Source organism: Puniceibacterium antarcticum, assembly GCF_002760615.1.
Taxonomy (GTDB): domain Bacteria; phylum Pseudomonadota; class Alphaproteobacteria; order Rhodobacterales; family Rhodobacteraceae; genus Puniceibacterium; species Puniceibacterium antarcticum.
The window spans coordinates 1-17,413 of the sequence record NZ_AWWI01000161.1; the positions used below are offsets into that span (position 1 = coordinate 1).

Below are 17,413 nucleotides of genomic sequence, written 5' to 3' on the forward strand. Positions count from 1 at the left end.
GCGCATCCGCCGCTTCGTCCGCCGCTGTGACCGGGCTATCATCCGACTTTGTCTTCACGTCGAAATCGTCGGAGTTGTAAATTTCCATGATCCTGTCGCCAGCTTCAAGCGCCAGCCGCCGCATCACCTCGGTGAGTGTTTGATAATTCACAGATCTATTCCTTGTCCCGCAGTGGGTGCGGTGTCGTTGATATTCTATACTTTACGCGTGTCCAAAAGGCTTTCCCGACCTGTCGGCAATGCAACTCTGTCCCGCCTGGTCGGCGCGACGACGTTCATGGAAAACCTGTCCGAAAACAAGGCACCTCAACCTATGGACGACACAGCCTTTCATATCCCTCAACAGGACCTGTTCCAAGACGTTAGTCGCATCGGAACTGCCAAAAAGTCCGACCTGCCTGACCTCAAACGCGCAATGGCTTGAAAATGCGGCGCCGCAGCAAGGTCAGGTGACCACCCGCAACGTCAGGTTGATTCGCCCGCCCCGGGGCAGAAGTGTCGAAGATCCGAACCGGATCCGGTCCACGCCGTGATGACACCGCCGCGCCGCGCCGCCCATCACCACCACATCCCCGGACTCGAGCCAGATCGATTCGGTGGACCCGCCCCGTTCCACGTTCCCCATGCGGAACAGACCGCTATCCCCCAGCGACACCGACACCACCGGCATCGTCATGTCCGCCTCGTCACGGTCCTGATGCAGCCCCATGCGCGCGCCTTCGCCATACCAGTTGATCAGGCAGCATTCCGGGGCGCGCACGGCGCCGCTCACATCGTCCCAGATCGCCTTTATCTGCTGCGGAATCGGCGGCCAGGGCCTGCCATCAGGGTGTTCCTTGCCATAGCGGTAGCCCCGGCTGTCGCTGATCCAGCCATACTGCCCGGCGGCGGACATGCGCACCGACATCGGCTTGCCGCGCGGTGTCACCGGCTGCACCAGCGGCGCCTGTGCAAGAATCCCGCGCAGACTGGCCACCAGCGCCTCCTGCGCCGAGCGGTCCAGATATCCACGATGAATAACAAAGCCGCGCTGATGCAAAATATCTGTCATTTGTGCCTTTCTGGGCCATTAACCCCGTCACTGGCAAAGAAAAAGCCATTAATTCCCGGAAACAGCCGGAACGCGGTGCTTGCAGCACCCAAGACCCCTCCTTATATACCCTGCGAAGCGTCACTCGGGGTACGACCCTAGGGCCGCATCAAACCCATCGGGGCAGGATGCCGGAACGGGTCCTCGCCTCGTGACATCGCCTTGAAGCACTAGAAGGGATCGAAAAACATGGCCAAAGTGATTGGTATCGACCTCGGCACAACGAACAGCTGCATCGCCATCATGGATGGTGCGCAACCGCGTGTGATCGAAAACTCCGAAGGGGCACGCACCACGCCCTCTATCGTCGCCTTCACCGAAGACGAACGTCTTGTCGGTCAGCCCGCCAAAAGGCAGGCCGTGACCAACCCGGAAAACACCATCTTCGGTGTCAAACGTCTGGTCGGTCGTCGCAATGACGACGAACATCTGGCGAAAGACAAAAAGAACCTGCCGTTCGAAGTGATCGACGGCGGCAACGGGGATGCATGGGTCCGCGCCCGTGGCGAAAAATATTCGCCCTCGCAGATCTCTGCCTTCATCCTGCAGAAGATGAAAGAAACCGCCGAGTCCTATCTTGGCGAAGAGGTGACGCAGGCCGTCATCACCGTCCCCGCCTATTTCAACGACGCCCAGCGTCAGGCGACCAAGGACGCAGGCAAGATTGCCGGCCTCGAAGTGCTGCGCATCATCAACGAACCGACGGCGGCCGCGCTAGCCTATGGCCTCGACAAGAAAGAATCGCGCACGATCGCGGTTTATGACCTTGGCGGCGGCACCTTCGACGTGACCATCCTCGAAATCGACGATGGCCTCTTCGAAGTGAAATCGACCAACGGCGACACCTTCCTTGGTGGCGAAGACTTTGACATGCGCATCGTCAACTACCTCGCCGGCGAGTTCAAGAAAGAGAACAATGTCGATCTGACCAAGGACAAGATGGCCCTGCAGCGTCTCAAAGAGGCGGCTGAAAAGGCCAAGATCGAACTGTCCTCGGCCAGCCAGACCGAAATCAACCAGCCGTTCATCTCGATGGGCTCCAACGGCCAGCCGCTGCACATGGTCATGAAACTGACCCGTGCCAAGCTGGAAAGCCTCGTGGCTGACCTGATCAAAGGCTCGCTGAAGCCCTGTCAGGCCGCGCTCAAGGATGCCGGTCTTTCCACGTCCGACATCGACGAAGTCGTTCTGGTCGGCGGTATGACCCGCATGCCCAAAGTGGTTGAGGAAGTGACCAAGTTCTTCGGCAAGGAACCCCACAAAGGTGTGAACCCGGACGAAGTCGTCGCCCTCGGCGCCGCCATTCAGGCCGGCGTTCTGCAAGGTGACGTCAAGGACGTCGTCCTGCTCGACGTCACCCCGCTGTCGCTCGGCATCGAAACACTGGGCGGTGTCTTCACCCGTCTGATCGACCGCAACACCACCATCCCGACGAAGAAGTCCCAGATCTTCTCGACCGCCGAGGACAACCAGAACGCCGTGACGATCCGGGTGTTCCAGGGCGAACGGGAAATGGCGGCAGACAACAAGATGCTCGGCCAGTTCAACCTGGAAAGCATTCCGCCCGCACCGCGCGGCATGCCCCAGATCGAAGTGGCCTTTGACATCGACGCCAACGGCATCGTCTCTGTTTCGGCCAAAGACAAAGGCACGAACAAGGAACAGAAGATCACGATTCAGGCGTCCGGCGGTCTTTCCGACGCGGACATCGAGAAAATGGTCAAGGACGCAGAGGCGAACGCCGATTCTGACAAAGAACGTCGCTCCCTCGTCGAGGCACGCAATCAGGCCGAAAGCCTTATCCACTCGACCGAAAAGTCGGTGGAAGAGCATGGCGACAAGGTCGATCCTTCGACCGTCGAAGCCATCGAACTGGCCATTGCCGCGCTCAGGGACGAGCTGGAAAATAACAATGTCGACAAGATCAAGTCGGGCATCCAGAACGTGACCGAAGCGTCCATGCGTCTTGGCGAAGCCATCTACAAGGCCCAGGCTGACAACGGTGACGACGAACCGAAAGGCGCCGATCAGGGCGGTTCGGATGACGACATCGTAGATGCCGATTTCGAGGACCTTGACGATACAAAGCGGGCGTAAGTCCACATCCGCGGAACCAATCAGGGGCCGGTCCGGACACCGGGCCGGCCTCTCGACGTTCCGTACAAAAGGAGGGCTAGATGTCCAAACGTGATTACTATGACGTGCTGGGCCTGAAAAAGGGCGCCTCGCCGGAAGAGATTAAAAAGGCCTACCGCGGCAAGGCCAAGGAACTGCACCCCGACCGCAATGCCGACAATCCCAAGGCCGAAGACCAGTTCAAAGAGGCCAACGAGGCTTATGAAGTTCTCAAGGATGAGAACAAGAAAGCCGCCTATGACCGCTATGGCCATGCAGCCTTTGAAGGTGGCATGGGAGCCAGCGCGGGCCGTGGCGGTCCGGGCTTTGGGGGCGGTGCGGGTCAGGGCGATTTCGCCTCGGCCTTCTCTGATGTGTTCGATGACCTGTTTGGTGATTTTATGGGGGGGGCCGGTGGTGCCCGCGGGGGCCGTCAGCGCGCGGCGCGCGGCGCCGACCTGCGCTACAACCTGCGTGTGACTTTGGAAGAGGCTTTCGGCGGTCTGCACAAGACCCTGAATGTCCCGACCTCGGTGCAGTGCGGGTCCTGCTCTGGCTCCGGTGCCGAAGGTGGCGGCGAACCCACGACCTGTCCGACCTGTTCGGGCATGGGCAAGGTGCGCGCGACCCAGGGCTTCTTTACCGTGGAACGCACCTGTCCGACCTGTTCCGGTCTGGGCCAGATCATCAAGAACCCCTGCCGCGTCTGTGGCGGCAACGGTCGTGTGCAAAAGGACCGCGCCCTGTCGGTGAACATCCCGGCTGGCGTTGAAACCGGCACCCGCATCCGTCTTGCCGGCGAAGGCGAGGCTGGCATGCGCGGCGGACCTCCGGGTGATCTCTACATCTTTCTTGAGGTGGCACCGCATGATTTGTTCGAACGCGACGGCGCCTCGCTGCATTGCCGCGTGCCCGTCTCGATGAGCGCCGCCGCCCTTGGCGGGGATATCGAGGTGCCGACAATCGATGGGGGCCGTTCTCGGGTCAAGATTCCGGCGGGGTCCCAGACGGGCCGTCAGATGCGTCTGCGTGGCAAGGGCATGCCTGCCCTGCGCGGTGGCGGGTCGGGGGATATGTTCATCGAACTTGCGGTGGAAACCCCGGTCAACCTCACCTCGAAACAGCGCGAACTGCTGCGCGAATTCGAAGCGATGTCGGAAGACAACAACCCCGAATCAAAGACTTTCTTTTCGTCGGTCAAAAGCTTCTGGGATTCGATGAAGGGGTAAGCCTTTTCGGCCACGACATGACTTTCTTGGACGCGCTGCCCCATCCGGGCGGCGCGTTTTTCGTCTGTGCGCACCGTATCGCCAGCCATACGAAAACCATACGCTTTCCATATGGATTCCATAGGGTCTGAAACGGGGCGATCCCGGCGCAGTTAACCATTCGCTAACCATGTCCGCGCAGTCTCTGGGGATGAGCAAACCGCGCCATTTTTCCGACTCGCAAGCCATGCTTTTTGCCGTGGACGAGGTGCCTGCGCAGCCGCAGGAAACGGCCAGATTGCCCTCTTACATCCGCGATCACCGGGCGCGGTTGCGTGAACGTTTCCTCGTCGGCGGGGCCGATGCATTGCCGGATTACGAGTTGCTGGAACTCATCCTTTTCCGTGCCATTCCCCGTCGCGATGTCAAACCGCTTGCCCGTCAACTGATTGAGATATTTGGGGATTTCAACCGCGTCATCTCGGCCCCCATCTCCCGTTTGACCGAGGTTGCGGGGGTCGGAGAGGCGGTTGTGACCGAACTCAAGATCATCGAGGCGGCAGCGCAGCGCCTGTCGCGCAGCCGCGTGATGCAGCGTCAGGTGGTCAGCAGCTGGGATGCCCTTCTGGACTATTGCCACACCGCTATGGCGCACCGCGACACCGAACAATTCCGGGTGCTCTACCTTGACCGCAAGAACGTCCTGATCGCGGACGAGGCGCAGGCACAGGGCACCGTTGATCACGTCCCCGTCTACCCCCGAGAGGTGGTCAAACGCGCGCTGGAACTGAACGCCAGTGCCTTGATTCTGGTACATAATCACCCGTCTGGTGACCCCACGCCCTCGGCCGAGGATATCGACATGACGGCACAGATTCAGACCGCGGCACAGGCTCTTGGCCTCACCCTGCACGATCATCTTGTCATCGGGAAATCAACGGAACTCAGCTTCCGCGCTCAGGGTCTTCTCTGACCCGAGGAGGGTTTTCACGCAGATGAAAACCCTGTCGGGCAGGCGCAGAACGCCTGCCCGGATGCTTCAGAACAGCCGTCCGTGGCAATGCTTGAACTTGTTGCCCGACCCACAAGGGCAGGGGTCATTGCGCCCCGGATTGCCCCAGGTTTCCGGCTTGGTCTCGTCAAACCCGGCCAGCAGCGGTTCAGTCGCAGCAACAGCCGGTCCAGCCGCCTCAGCCCCGGCTACAGCGGCCCCCGCAGGCGCTGCGGTTGCAGCCTCGGCCACACGCCGCGCTTCAGCCTGCTGCGCACGCATCTGCTCGACCAGCGCGGTCTGTTCTTCATGCGTCATGGGGCGGATCTGGCCCAGCTTCTGCGTCACATCGGTGCGCAGGCTTTCCAGCATGGATTCAAACAGCTGGAAGGATTCCGTCTTGTATTCATTCAACGGATCACGCTGCGCATAGCCCCGGAAACCAACGACCGAGCGCAGGTGTTCCAGCGTCAGCAGATGTTCGCGCCATTTGCCGTCAATGGCCTGCAGTAGCACCTGCTTTTCGATCTGGCGCATGGTGTCGGGGCCAAAAGCTTCGGCCTTTTCAGCCATCTGCTTGTCCGTCGCCTCTTCCAGACGCTCGGCGATGACTTCGGCATCCACGCCTTCTTCCTCGGCCCAGCCGATCAGCGGCAGATCAATGCCCAGCTGCTCCAGTGCAGCCGCATACAGGCCCTGCATATCCCACTGATCCGCATAGGTTTTCGGCGGGACAAATTGCGTGACCAGATCGTCGATCACCTGATGGCGCATGTCTTGGGCGATCTCGCCCAGATCCTCGGCTTCCATGATCTCGCGGCGCTGGCTGAACACCACCTTGCGCTGATCGTTCATCACATCATCGAATTTCAGCAGCTGCTTGCGGATGTCAAAGTTGCGCCCCTCGACCTTGGCCTGCGCGCGTTCGAGCGACTTGTTCACCCAAGGGTGCACAATCGCCTCGCCCTCTTTCATGCCCAGCGACGACAGAACCTTGTCGAGCCGTTCCGAGCCGAAAATGCGCATCAGATCGTCTTCGAGCGACAGGAAGAAGGACGATTTGCCCGGATCGCCCTGACGGCCCGACCGGCCACGCAGCTGGTTGTCGATCCGGCGCGATTCGTGCCGTTCTGTCGCCAGAACGAACAGCCCGCCGGCATCCTTGACCGCCTGTTCTTCGGCGGCATGGCCGTCTTCGATCTGCTTGCGAATCTCGTCCGGGTGGGTGTCGGGATTGGCCGCGATGGCATCCAGCACCTTCAGTTCGACATTGCCGCCCAGCTTGATGTCCGTGCCGCGCCCGGCCATGTTGGTGGCGATGGTGATCGCGCCCAGCTTGCCCGCATCGCCGACAATCTGCGCCTCTTGCTCGTGCTGGCGTGCGTTCAGCACATTGTGCTTGAGGCCGGCCTTGGTCAGCAGGGCACTCAGCATCTCGGACTTTTCGATCGAGGTGGTGCCGACCAGCGCCGGCGTGCCCTTTGCATGGGCTTCCTTGATCTCTTCGACGATGGCTTCGTACTTTTCGCGGGCGGTGCGATAGACCTTGTCGTCTTCGTCGATCCGCGCGATGGGCCGGTTGGTGGGCACTTCGACCACGCCAAGGCTGTAAATCTCGGCGAATTCATCCGCTTCAGTCGTCGCAGTACCAGTCATGCCGGACAGCTTGTTGTAAAGACGGAAGTAGTTCTGGAAAGTGACGGAGGCCAGCGTGACGTTCTCGGGCTGGATCTTGGCGCCCTCTTTGGCCTCGATCGCCTGGTGCAGGCCGTCGGACAGACGGCGCCCAGACATCATGCGGCCGGTGAATTCGTCAATTAGGACAACCTCATCGTCGCGTACGATGTAATCCTTGTCCTTCTGGAACAGCTTGTGCGCGCGCAGCCCCTGATTGACGTGATGCACAACCGTGGTGGATTCCGGATCGTACAGCGTTTGACCTTCGGCCAGCAGGCCGCGCGCATGCAGCTGTTCTTCAAGGAACTCGTTGCCGTCATCGGTATAAGTGACGTTGCGGGTCTTTTCGTCCAGCGTGAAATGCGCTTCGGTCAGCTCGGGAATCAGCGCGTCGATGCTTACATAGAGTTCTGAGCGGTCCTGCGAGGGGCCGGAAATGATCAGCGGTGTGCGCGCCTCGTCAATCAGAATCGAATCGACTTCGTCAACGATCGCGTAGTTATGGTCGCGCTGATACATCTGGTTCAGCTCTGACTTCATGTTGTCGCGCAGATAGTCAAAGCCCAGCTCGTTGTTCGTCGCGTAGGTGATGTCGCAGGCATAGGCCTGTTTCTTTTCTTCCTCGGGCTGGCGGGGATAGACGACGCCGGTGGTCATACCCAGCATGCCAAAGACGTTGCTCATCCATTCGGCGTCACGCCGTGCGAGGTAGTCGTTGACGGTGACCACATGCACGCCCTTGCCTGTCAGGGCGTTCAGATAGGCCGGGAAGGTCGCGACAAGGGTCTTGCCCTCACCGGTCTTCATCTCGGAAATATTGCCTTGATGCAGGAAGATACCGCCCATCAGTTGCACATCAAATGCCCGAAGACCCAGGGCGCGGCGCGCGCCCTCGCGGCAGTTGGCAAAGGCTTCCGGCAGGATCTGATCAAGGCTTTCGCCGCCCGCGATCCGCTTGCGGAACTCGTCCGTCTTCGCCTTCAGCCCTGCGTCATCCAGTGCCTGAAATTCCGGCTCCAGCACGTTGATCTTTTCGACCAGCGGGCGGGTCGCCTTCACTTTGCGGTCGTTCGGGGTGCCGAACACCTTGCGCGCGATATTTCCGATACCCAACATGGTCTCACTTTCGTGGTTTGACATCATCGTGTGCGGCATCTGCTTGCCCGCCACGCACACAGCCCATATGAAACAGGGGAACGGCTGGCCTTTGCGACGCCTGAAAGCGATGTAAGGGGCAGCCTGTGCAGTGTCAACGTCGCCCGCCAATCGGGTGGCAAGGGAAGGACGATAGCAATGTCGAGAAGCACCATGAAACTGTCAGTCGCAGCGCTGGCGATCACGCTCGCTCTGCCGGTGGCAATGCCGGTTCAGGCGCAGGACGCGCCCACAGCAGACACCGTTGTCGCGACAGTGAACGGCGTCGATATCACGCTGGGCCATATGCTGGTTACCCGCGCCGGTCTGCCCGAGCAATACAATCAGTTGCCGTCGACCGTTCTCTGGGATGGCGTGATGGACCAGCTGATCCAGCAGACGGTTCTGGCCAATTCGGATGGAACAACCGAATCCCAAGGCATCAAGCTCGCTCTGGAAAACCAGCGCCGCGCCATGCTTGCCTCCGAAGCGATCACCAAGATTGCTGAAGGCGCTGTGGATGATGCCGCGATTCAGGCATTTTACGACGCCAACTATGCCAATGCCGAAATGGGCACTGAATTTGATGCCTCGCACATTCTGGTGGAATCCGAGGAAGAGGCGAAGGCGATTGAGGAAGAGCTGAAAGGCGGCGCTGATTTCGCGACGCTGGCCAAAGAGAAATCCACCGGCCCCTCTGGTCCGAATGGCGGAGAGCTGGGCTGGTTCGGTGCGGGCATGATGGTCGAACCGTTCCAGAAAGCGGTCGAAGGGATGAAAGCCGGCGAAATATCCCAACCGGTCCAGACCCAGTTCGGCTGGCATGTGATCAAGCTGAACGAGACGCGGGCGCAATCGGCACCTGCCCTTGACGATGTCCGTGACGAGATCACCGAGCAACTGCAGAAACAGGTTGTCGAGGCTGCGATCAACGGTCTGGTGGCCAAGGCGGACATAACCCGCACCGCCCCTGAGGATATCGACACCTCGGTTCTCGATAACATCGATCTTGTGGGGAACTGATCTTGGCCAAAATCACATCGCGTTCACCGCTGGCGCCCGAAAGCTTTCCTGACCTGCCCGTGATCAAGGGGGTGCGCTTTGCATCCGTTGCTGCGGGTGTGCGCTATGCCGGGCGAACCGATGTGATGCTGGCCCATCTGGTGCCGGGGTCGACAATGGCGGGCGTGTTCACACGCTCGGCCACCCGGTCGGCACCGGTGCTGGATTGCCAGTCCAAGATTGGTACCCATACCGGGGACGGCGCGGCGATCATCGTGAATTCAGGCAATTCCAATGCCTTCACGGGCCGCAACGGCATCGAATCGACCCGAGCTGTCACATCAGCCGTGGCTCTGGCCATGGGCTTGCCAGAAACCCGGGTCTTCTCGTCTTCGACCGGTGTGATCGGTGAGCCGCTGCCTCATGGCCGTATCACCGACAAGGTCGAGGAACTTGTGGCTGCCTTGGACGAATCCGCGATCAGCGGTGCCGCTCAGGCGATCATGACCACCGACACCTTCCCCAAGGGCGCGATGGCCACGGTAGATCTGCCCGGTGGGACTGTAAAGATTGCGGGTATGGCCAAGGGGTCAGGCATGATCGCACCCGACATGGCGACGATGCTTGTTTATATCTTCACCGACGCGGCCATTGCGGCACCAGACCTCCAGACGCTGGTGAGCGGAATCAACGACAAGACGTTCAACTGTATCACCGTAGACAGCGACACCTCGACCTCGGATACCCTGCTGATGGGCGCGACGGGTGCCTCTGGTGTCACTGTCACCGCCAAGGACGAAGCGTTTGCACAGGCGCTGCAGGGAGTAATGCTGGACCTTGCCCATCAGGTGGTCAAGGACGGCGAAGGCGCGACCAAGTTCGTTACCGTCAACGTGACGGGCGCGGCAAGCGCTGCGGATGCGCGCACCCACGCACTCTCCATCGCCAATTCCCCGCTGGTCAAGACCGCGCTGGCTGGTGAAGACCCGAACTGGGGCCGCATCGTCATGGCGGTGGGAAAGTCCGGTGCCGCCGCTGATCGCGACACGCTGAGCATTCGATTTGGTGATATCCTTGTGGCTGAAAACGGCTGGGTTTCCCCAGAGTATCAAGAAGATCTTGGGGCCGCGCACATGAAGCAGCCCGAGATCACGATCAATGTCGATATTGGCCTGGGGGATGGCGCAGCGACGATCTGGACCTGCGATTTGACACATGGATACATCGCGATCAACGCCGATTACCGCTCCTGATCCAGAGGACGAAATCATGAAAATAGTTCTGGTCTCGGCCGTTGCGCTGATTGATCCGGATGGTCGCGTGCTTCTGGCACAGCGGCCGGTCGGCAAATCCATGGCAGGCCTGTGGGAGTTTCCTGGGGGCAAGGTAGAGCTCGGGGAAACGCCCGAAGCAGCGCTCATTCGGGAGCTGCACGAGGAGCTGGGGATCGAGACTTGGCAGAGCTGTCTGGCGCCTTTGACGTTTGCCTCGCACAGCTATGATGATTTCCATTTGCTGATGCCGCTTTTCGCCTGCCGGAAGTGGGGGGGGATTGTACAATCCCGAGAGAATCAGGCGCTCAAATGGGTTCAGGCAAAAGATCTTTCATCTTACCCCATGCCTGCTGCAGACGTTCCCCTCATCCCAATTCTGCGTGATTGGCTATAATACAGGCAGCCATGTTTATTAATTGAGCTTGCTGCGCCGCAGAATGTTTCGTTTTGGGCACATTAATTGAACAATTGTTACTTTTCGCAGGCAATTCGTTCTGGTTTTTTTAATTATTTCCCACTAAGTTCAAATGATGGTTGACAGAGGAGAGCCTTAAAATGTTGAGAACAATCATTCTGGGTAGCTGCGTTTCCGTTCAGGGAATCGTTGAACAGATCCTGCCAGATGGCCGTATGAGTATTCGTGTTGGCAAGCTCGTTTATACGGGCCAGCCCGTCTGAGGCAGCCAATTCGTATGATCAGGATCGACTGCAAGGGCGGGGGGCGCCTTTCAGAAGGTTTAGATCCATATCGGGTGCAAGCTTTGAGTTGTTGACAGATTAGCCTATAGGGTGGTGACGCCCTGATACGACAGACAAGACACGATGATGGAATAGAAAAAGGGGAGGCATTTCTGCCTCCCCTTTTTCGTTTTCTTGAGCATATCGGCGGATCAGAGGTTCCGCTCGACCTCTTCGCGCTCGAATATCTCGATAACATCACCAGGGCGAATGTCATCGTATTTCTCAAAGGCCATACCACATTCCTGACCAGAGATGACCTCGGGCACTTCGTCCTTGAAGCGCTTGAGGGTCTTGAGCGTTCCTTCGTGAACAACCACATCGTCGCGCAGAAGGCGCACACCGGCCGACCGGCGGGCGACACCTTCGGTAACCAGACAGCCCGCAACCTTGCCGACGTTGGAGACCTTGAAGACCTCTTTGATCGACGCATAGCCGATGAACTTCTCGCGGATTTCGTTCGACAGCAGGCCAGAGGCCGCCGCTTTCACATCATCCACCAGGTCATAGATCACGCTGTAGTAGCGAATCTCGACACCCTTCTGGTTGGCCGTCTGACGGGCCGACGCATTGGCACGTACGTTAAAGCCGAACACAGGCGCCCCCGACGCTTCGGCAAGGCCGATGTCGGTTTCTGTGATGGCGCCGACACCCGAGTGAAGCACGCGAACGCGCACCTCGTCGTTGCCGATCTTCTCCATCGCCTGAACGATCGCTTCTGCAGAACCCTGCACGTCCGCCTTGACGACGATCGGCAGCTCGCTGACGCTTTCGTTCGCCTTGGCATTGGCCATAAGCTGTTCGAGCGTGGTCGCAGCACCCGCCGCGGCGCGCTTCGTCTTGGCCTTATTGGCGCGGTACTCGGCGATTTCACGCGCTTGAGCTTCAGTCTCGGTCACGTTCAGCACGTCGCCCGCTTCAGGTGTACCGTTCAGGCCAAGAACCTCGACAGGAACCGAAGGTCCGGCTTCCTTGACGCGCTCGCCCTTGTCGTTGATCAGCGCACGGACCTTGCCATACTGCTCGCCCACAACAAAGATGTCGCCTTGGCGCAGCGTACCGTTCTGAATCAAAACCGTTGCCACGGGACCACGGCCCACGTCGAGCTGCGCCTCGATCACCGCACCCTGAGCCGCCCGGTTCGGGTTGGCCTTGAGTTCGAGGATCTCGGCCTGCAGCGCAATCGCCTCAAGCAACTGCTCAAGACCCTGACCGGTATGTGCCGAAACTTCGACATCCTGCACATCGCCGGACATCTGTTCGACGACAACTTCGTGCTGCAGCAGATCGGTGCGCACCTTGGTCGGGTTCGCATCATACTTGTCGATCTTGTTGATCGCCACGATCATCGGCACCTTTGCCGCCTTCGCATGGTGGATCGCCTCGATCGTCTGGGGCATCACGGCATCGTCTGCCGCAACAACCAGAACTACGATGTCCGTCACCTGAGCACCGCGCGACCGCATCGACGTGAACGCCGCGTGGCCGGGGGTATCAAGGAAGGACAGCACAGCACCCGAATCTGTCGTCACCTGATAGGCCCCGATGTGCTGGGTGATGCCGCCGGCTTCGCCCGACACGACCTTGGTCTTGCGGATCGCATCCAGCAGCGATGTCTTGCCGTGGTCGACGTGGCCCATGATCGTGATGACCGGAGGCCGCGTGACAAGATCTTCGGCCTTGTCGTCGATCTTGGTGATGACGTCTTCGACATCCGAATCTGAAACGCGCACAACCTTGTGGCCGAAATCTTCGATGATCAGCTCTGCTGTATCTGCGTCGATGGTTTCGTTCTGCGTCACCATCATGCCGTTTTGCATCAGCGCCTTGACCACATCGCCTACGCGTTCAGCCATACGGTTTGCCAGCTCGGAAACGACGATGGCCTCGGGAAGTTGAACGTCCCGCACGACCTTTTCGCGCGAAACTGCACCGCCCATAGCCTTTTGACGCGCCCGCTCTTGCTTGCGCTTCATTGCGGCCATGGACTTCTGGCGACCGCCCTCACCGGACAGCGCCTGATTGAGGGTCAGCTTGCCTGCGCGGCGACCACCGGCATCGTCGCGTGCCTTGACGCCACGGCCACGCTCTTCGCGTTCGCGTTCCGCCTTGCGCGGCCCAACAGCGGCAGGTGCTGCCTTGTTGATCGTCGCACCACTGCGCGGTGTCGCATCAGCGTCGGAAGCGGGTGCAGCCGCCGCAGAGGCTGCAGGCTTGGGTGCCGCGGCAGCTTTGGCTGCTTCTGCAGCATCGCGGACCTTGCGTTCCTCTTCCTCAGCCTTCGCCTTGATTGCTTCGACCGCTTCGCGCTGCTCGCGCTCCTTGGCCTCTTGCTCGGCCCGGCGGCGATCACGCTCTTCGGCGCGCTCGCGCTCAGCAGCTTCGCGCTGTGCAGTTTCATCGGCTTCACGGGCTTTTGCAGCCTGCAAGGCCTTGAGGCGGCGCTCCATCTCGGCATCTGAGATGCCTGCGGGCCGCTTTGCGGTCACGCCCGGCGACGCGTTCGCCGCACCAGGAGCCGCGCCAGGCTTCGTCGCACCCGTCTTGGGTACCACGACGCGCTTGCGCTTGGTTTCCACCACGACGTTCTTGGTGCGCCCATGGCTAAAGCTCTGCTTTACGTTCCCCGAACGAGGACCACCACCGCGCAAACCCAATGTCTTCTTACCGTCGTTATCGCTCATAAAGCTCTCTTATCCTTTCGTGCGGCCCCTGCCGCCGACATCTGCATTGACAGTTCCAATGCGTACGCCCCTCAATCGCTGAGCTTCCTCTACAACACGTTTCGTGAGTCCGCCAGCGCCAAGCGCTGCGTGTATCACAGATTGTCGCCCAAAGGCCAACCCCAGCTCTTGTGCTGTAAGCCAACCGATATAACTGCCAAAGTGTGGCGTGCTCAGTTTGGTCTTGCCACGTTCCGATCCGTCACTCGACTGGATCAGTACCTCAGCCTCTTCCTTGGACAGCCAGTCCTTGACCCTTTCATAGCCCGCAACAGCGGACCCGGATCTCCGGGCAAGACTAATAAGGTCAATAACGCGTCGCACCAGCATTGGTTCCAACTGATCCAACATTTCTTCGTGCACTGTGACGGGTTTCTTGGCGGCGCGGGCAAACAGGCCCTTCTTCACCGCCGTCGCAAGGGCATCCTTGTCCGCCGCCACCCAGATGCCCCGACCGGGCAATTTGCCCATGAGGTCGGGAACAATCTGATTTTCGGGCCCGACCACGAACCGGATCAGCCCGAATTTGGGCTGTACCTCACCGGTCGCGATACATTTGCGCTCGGGTCCGTCGTCCAGTTCCTTGGTCGCACCACCTTTTGACATGATCAGGCCTCTTCGCCGTCTTCTGCATCATCATGGTCAGCCTCGTTGGTTTTGGGCTCAAGCTCGGTCGGATCGACCCAGCCCAGAAGAACCCGCGCCGTCATGACCATGTTCTGCGCCTCTTCCAGAGAAACGTCGAACTTTTCAAGCAGACCGTCGTCCTTGTGGCGTTGTCCGCCTTGGGTTGTCCAACCACCGGCCAGTTCCCAATCCGCGCAGGTGGCAAAGTCTTCGAGAGTCTTCACACCATCTTCGGCCAAGGCTTCAAGCATCTGGGGGGTCAGGCCTTCGAATTCAACCAGACTGTCTTCGACACCCAGCTCGCGGGCACGCTCCAGCGCCTTGCGGGCGATCTCTTCAAGCTGCTCCTTGGCGCGCGTCTGCAGTTCGGCTGCAGTGTCGGAATCGACGCCATCGATGACCAGAAGTTCTTCCAGATCAACATACGCCACCTCTTCAAGGTTGGTGAACCCTTCGGAGACCAGCAGCTGAGCAAAGAATTCGTCAAGGTCCAGCGTATCCATGAACAGCTGAGTGCGCTCTTCGAATTCCTTCTGGCGGCGCTTGGATTCTTCTTCCTCGGTCAGGATGTCGATATCAAGACCGGTCAGCTGAGAGGCAAGACGCACGTTCTGACCGCGACGGCCAATGGCCAGCGACAGCTGCTCGTTCGGAACCACGACTTCGATACGCTCTGCATCTTCGTCCAGAACCACCTTGGTAACTTCGGCCGGTTGCAGTGCGTTCACGAGGAAGGTCGGGATATCTTCGTTCCACGGGATGATGTCGATCTTTTCACCCTGAAGCTCGTTCACCACGGCCTGCACGCGCGAACCGCGCATACCAACACAGGCGCCGACCGGGTCGATCGAGCTGTCGTAGGAGATGACAGCGATCTTGGCGCGCGAACCCGGATCACGGGCGACAGCCTTGATCTCGATGATGCCGTCATAGATCTCGGGCACTTCCATCTTGAAAAGCTCTGCCATGAACTGAGGGTCGGTGCGGGACAGGAAAATCTGCGGCCCACGCGCTTCGCGGCGCACATCCTTGATGTAGCAGCGAATGCGGTCGTTCGGGCGATAGCTTTCGCGGCCGATCTTTTCGTTGCGGCGCAGGATCGCTTCGCCACGGCCCACGTCGACGATGACGTTGCCATATTCCTCGCGCTTGACCTGGCCGTTGATGATCGTGCCGGCGCGGTCCTTGAATTCTTCATACTGACGGTCACGCTCAGCTTCGCGGACCTTCTGCAGGATCACTTGCTTTGCGGATTGCGCCGCGATCCGGCCCATGTCGACGGGGGGGACTTCCTCGACGAATTCGTCGCCAACCTTGGGGTCAGCCATGTACTGCTTGGCCTGCTTGACGGTAAACTCCGACTGGTAGTTTTCAAGCAGGTCATCCTCAACCACGGTGCGCACCCGGGAAAAGGTCGCGCGCCCGGTTTTGCGATCGATCTTGACGCGAATGTCCATCTCGGCGCCGTAGCGCGACTTGGCAGCACGGGAGAGCGATTCTTCCATCGCCTCGACCACCAGGCCGGGGTCGATCATCTTTTCGCGCGCCACGGCCTCGGCGGTTTGCAACAGCTCAAGCTGGTTGGCAGAGGTAATCGCCATCTCTCTTACTCCTCCTGGGGGCCGTCTTCGGCCTCGATATCGTCAAAAGTGGTGGTGTCGGGTGCCGCGGCCTTCCGGGCACGCAGCATTTCCTTGATCAGCTCGTCGGTCAGGACAAGCTTGGCCTCGGTCAGCCAGTCGAATTTCAGACCGACGGTGCCCTCTTCTATATTGATCAGCACTTCATCGCCTTCGATCCCGGCAAGGATGCCACGCCAACGCTTGCGCCCGTCGATCAGCTCGCCGGTCTCGATCTTGGCCTCGTAGCCTTCGAAGGTGTCGAAATCCTTGAGCCGGGTAAGGGGACGGTCGATGCCGGGGCTGGAAACTTCCAAAGTGTATGTATCGAGGATCGGATCCTCCACATCCAGCACAGCGCTGACGGCAGTGCTGATCCGGGCGCATTCATCGACCTCGATACCGCCTTCAGGACGTTCAGCCATGATTTGCAGCGTCGGGGTGTTGCCGTTCATCAGACGGATGCGGACCAGCTCGAATCCCATGTCCTCAATGACGGGGGTCAGAATTTCGGCCAGGCGTTTGTCCATGGCAGCTTTGGCGATCATGTCAGTCATAGGTTCTGGGTATCCGTGTGTTTGGAACACAAAAAAACGGGCGCGCGGCCCGTTGCTCTTTCCCGGTGGTACGTTCGGAGTGGAGCCCGCCGCGCCGCTGTTGAAGGCCATATACGCGCCGATTACGCAAACTGCAAGGGGCAAGCGTGACAGGGGGATGGCTGGTTTTGAGGAGGCTGTCTGGGGCGCAGAAACGATCCCATATACATTATATATAGCTGGCACTGATCCGTGACCTGAATCGAAAGTGTTCGATGTGGTCGCTCTGGCCTGTTCTAGGGCACATACGCACGTCGACTGCAGGTTGCCGACTGCAGTTTGAGGAGGCGCGGCTCAGGGCAGTCATAGGGCTGCGGTGGGAGAGGTGGCTGGGATTCTCTGGATAGCGTCATATTTCTGAAGATATTTTCGACTAAGGTTAAGTGGGATGCGCCAATGCGGCGGCAAATTTCGACTGATTCTGATGTCGAAATTGTCGTCCGGCGGACTGAATCGGCCGTAAGCACAGACTTCGGCCTCATTTTGACATATCTTCGGCCCATGAAACGCTAAGTTTCCGGGCTGTTCTGAAGAAAATTGCCAAAATTTGCGTTTTTTCGAAAAAACAGCTTGCGGGTTTGGGACAGTAACCGTAGAACCCCCCTCACCGGCGGCGCTG

General features: G+C 59.4%; 13 protein-coding genes and 1 pseudogene. 6 read left to right on the top strand and 8 right to left on the bottom strand.

Translation table 11 applies throughout. From position 1 onward, the window contains the following. Positions 1-151, bottom strand: a pseudogene (locus P775_RS29165) (3'(2'),5'-bisphosphate nucleotidase CysQ); the annotation flags it as partial. A 294-nt stretch (positions 152-445) separates the two neighbouring features. Then, the gene (locus P775_RS22540) at positions 446-1,051 is read right to left on the bottom strand and encodes an alpha-ketoglutarate-dependent dioxygenase AlkB family protein (RefSeq protein WP_099913091.1); all 606 of its coding nucleotides are present in this window, start codon (positions 1,049-1,051) and stop codon (positions 446-448) included. Positions 1,052-1,279: 228 nt separating this feature from the next. On the opposite strand from P775_RS22540, the gene dnaK reads away from it, so the two are divergent. The 3 genes from dnaK (at position 1,280) to radC (ending at position 5,386) form a co-directional block, all read left to right on the top strand. Further along, the gene (gene dnaK, locus P775_RS22545; protein ID WP_099913092.1) at positions 1,280-3,187 is read left to right on the top strand and encodes a molecular chaperone DnaK; all 1,908 of its coding nucleotides are present in this window, start codon (positions 1,280-1,282) and stop codon (positions 3,185-3,187) included. Positions 3,188-3,267: 80 nt separating this feature from the next. Beyond that, positions 3,268-4,434, top strand: a complete 1,167-nt coding sequence (gene dnaJ, locus P775_RS22550; protein ID WP_099913093.1) for a molecular chaperone DnaJ — start codon at positions 3,268-3,270, stop codon at positions 4,432-4,434. Between the two features lie 190 nt (positions 4,435-4,624). Then, positions 4,625-5,386, top strand: coding sequence for a RadC family protein (radC, locus tag P775_RS22555; RefSeq protein ID WP_099913102.1), 762 nt, complete (start codon positions 4,625-4,627; stop codon positions 5,384-5,386). A gap of 66 nt (positions 5,387-5,452) precedes the next feature. On the opposite strand, the gene secA is transcribed toward radC, so the two are convergent. Beyond that, entirely contained in the window at positions 5,453-8,197 is a 2,745-nt protein-coding gene (gene secA, locus P775_RS22560; protein WP_099913103.1) for a preprotein translocase subunit SecA, read from the bottom strand. A 177-nt stretch (positions 8,198-8,374) separates the two neighbouring features. Between secA and P775_RS22565 the strand changes: the two genes are divergently transcribed. Genes P775_RS22565 through P775_RS22575 form a run of 3 tightly spaced genes read left to right on the top strand, consistent with a single transcriptional unit; the run spans position 8,375 to position 10,885 of the window. Next, complete coding sequence (locus tag P775_RS22565) at positions 8,375-9,238, top strand: peptidylprolyl isomerase (protein WP_099913094.1); 864 nt, start codon at positions 8,375-8,377, stop codon at positions 9,236-9,238. Positions 9,239-9,240: 2 nt separating this feature from the next. Next, positions 9,241-10,470, top strand: coding sequence for a bifunctional glutamate N-acetyltransferase/amino-acid acetyltransferase ArgJ (argJ, locus tag P775_RS22570; protein ID WP_099913095.1), 1,230 nt, complete (start codon positions 9,241-9,243; stop codon positions 10,468-10,470). 16 nt (positions 10,471-10,486) lie between these two features. Further along, a complete protein-coding gene (locus P775_RS22575; RefSeq protein WP_099913096.1) occupies positions 10,487-10,885 on the top strand; it encodes a (deoxy)nucleoside triphosphate pyrophosphohydrolase in 399 nt (132 codons plus the stop codon). Between the two features lie 496 nt (positions 10,886-11,381). Here the strand turns inward: P775_RS22575 and infB are convergent, their stop codons facing one another. The 5 genes from infB to P775_RS28620 all read right to left on the bottom strand — a co-directional run. Then, positions 11,382-13,913 carry a translation initiation factor IF-2 gene (gene infB / locus P775_RS22585; RefSeq protein ID WP_099913098.1) on the bottom strand — a complete coding sequence of 844 codons (2,532 nt, stop codon included), beginning with the start codon at positions 13,911-13,913 and terminating at the stop codon, positions 11,382-11,384. Positions 13,914-13,922: 9 nt separating this feature from the next. Further along, complete coding sequence (locus tag P775_RS22590; RefSeq protein WP_099913099.1) at positions 13,923-14,558, bottom strand: RNA-binding protein; 636 nt, start codon at positions 14,556-14,558, stop codon at positions 13,923-13,925. Positions 14,559-14,560: 2 nt separating this feature from the next. Continuing rightward, positions 14,561-16,180, bottom strand: a complete 1,620-nt coding sequence (gene nusA, locus P775_RS22595; RefSeq protein WP_099913100.1) for a transcription termination factor NusA — start codon at positions 16,178-16,180, stop codon at positions 14,561-14,563. Between the two features lie 5 nt (positions 16,181-16,185). Then, positions 16,186-16,755: a ribosome maturation factor RimP gene (gene rimP / locus P775_RS22600; protein ID WP_180287544.1), complete on the bottom strand. Its 570-nt coding sequence runs from the start codon at positions 16,753-16,755 to the stop codon at positions 16,186-16,188. Positions 16,756-17,097: 342 nt separating this feature from the next. Continuing rightward, a partial coding sequence (locus P775_RS28620) for a hypothetical protein (protein ID WP_218967751.1) occupies positions 17,098-17,413 on the bottom strand: 316 nt, incomplete at its 5' end.

Coding starts and splice junctions, on each gene's coding strand:
- P775_RS22540 (WP_099913091.1), bottom strand. CDS start 1,051: ATGACAGATATTTTGCATCAGCGCGGCTTTGTTATTCATCGTGGATAT.
- dnaK (WP_099913092.1), top strand. CDS start 1,280: ATGGCCAAAGTGATTGGTATCGACCTCGGCACAACGAACAGCTGCATC.
- dnaJ (WP_099913093.1), top strand. CDS start 3,268: ATGTCCAAACGTGATTACTATGACGTGCTGGGCCTGAAAAAGGGCGCC.
- radC (WP_099913102.1), top strand. CDS start 4,625: ATGAGCAAACCGCGCCATTTTTCCGACTCGCAAGCCATGCTTTTTGCC.
- secA (WP_099913103.1), bottom strand. CDS start 8,197: ATGTTGGGTATCGGAAATATCGCGCGCAAGGTGTTCGGCACCCCGAAC.
- P775_RS22565 (WP_099913094.1), top strand. CDS start 8,375: ATGTCGAGAAGCACCATGAAACTGTCAGTCGCAGCGCTGGCGATCACG.
- P775_RS22575 (WP_099913096.1), top strand. CDS start 10,487: ATGAAAATAGTTCTGGTCTCGGCCGTTGCGCTGATTGATCCGGATGGT.
- infB (WP_099913098.1), bottom strand. CDS start 13,913: ATGAGCGATAACGACGGTAAGAAGACATTGGGTTTGCGCGGTGGTGGT.
- P775_RS22590 (WP_099913099.1), bottom strand. CDS start 14,558: ATGTCAAAAGGTGGTGCGACCAAGGAACTGGACGACGGACCCGAGCGC.
- nusA (WP_099913100.1), bottom strand. CDS start 16,180: ATGGCGATTACCTCTGCCAACCAGCTTGAGCTGTTGCAAACCGCCGAG.
- rimP (WP_180287544.1), bottom strand. CDS start 16,755: ATGACTGACATGATCGCCAAAGCTGCCATGGACAAACGCCTGGCCGAA.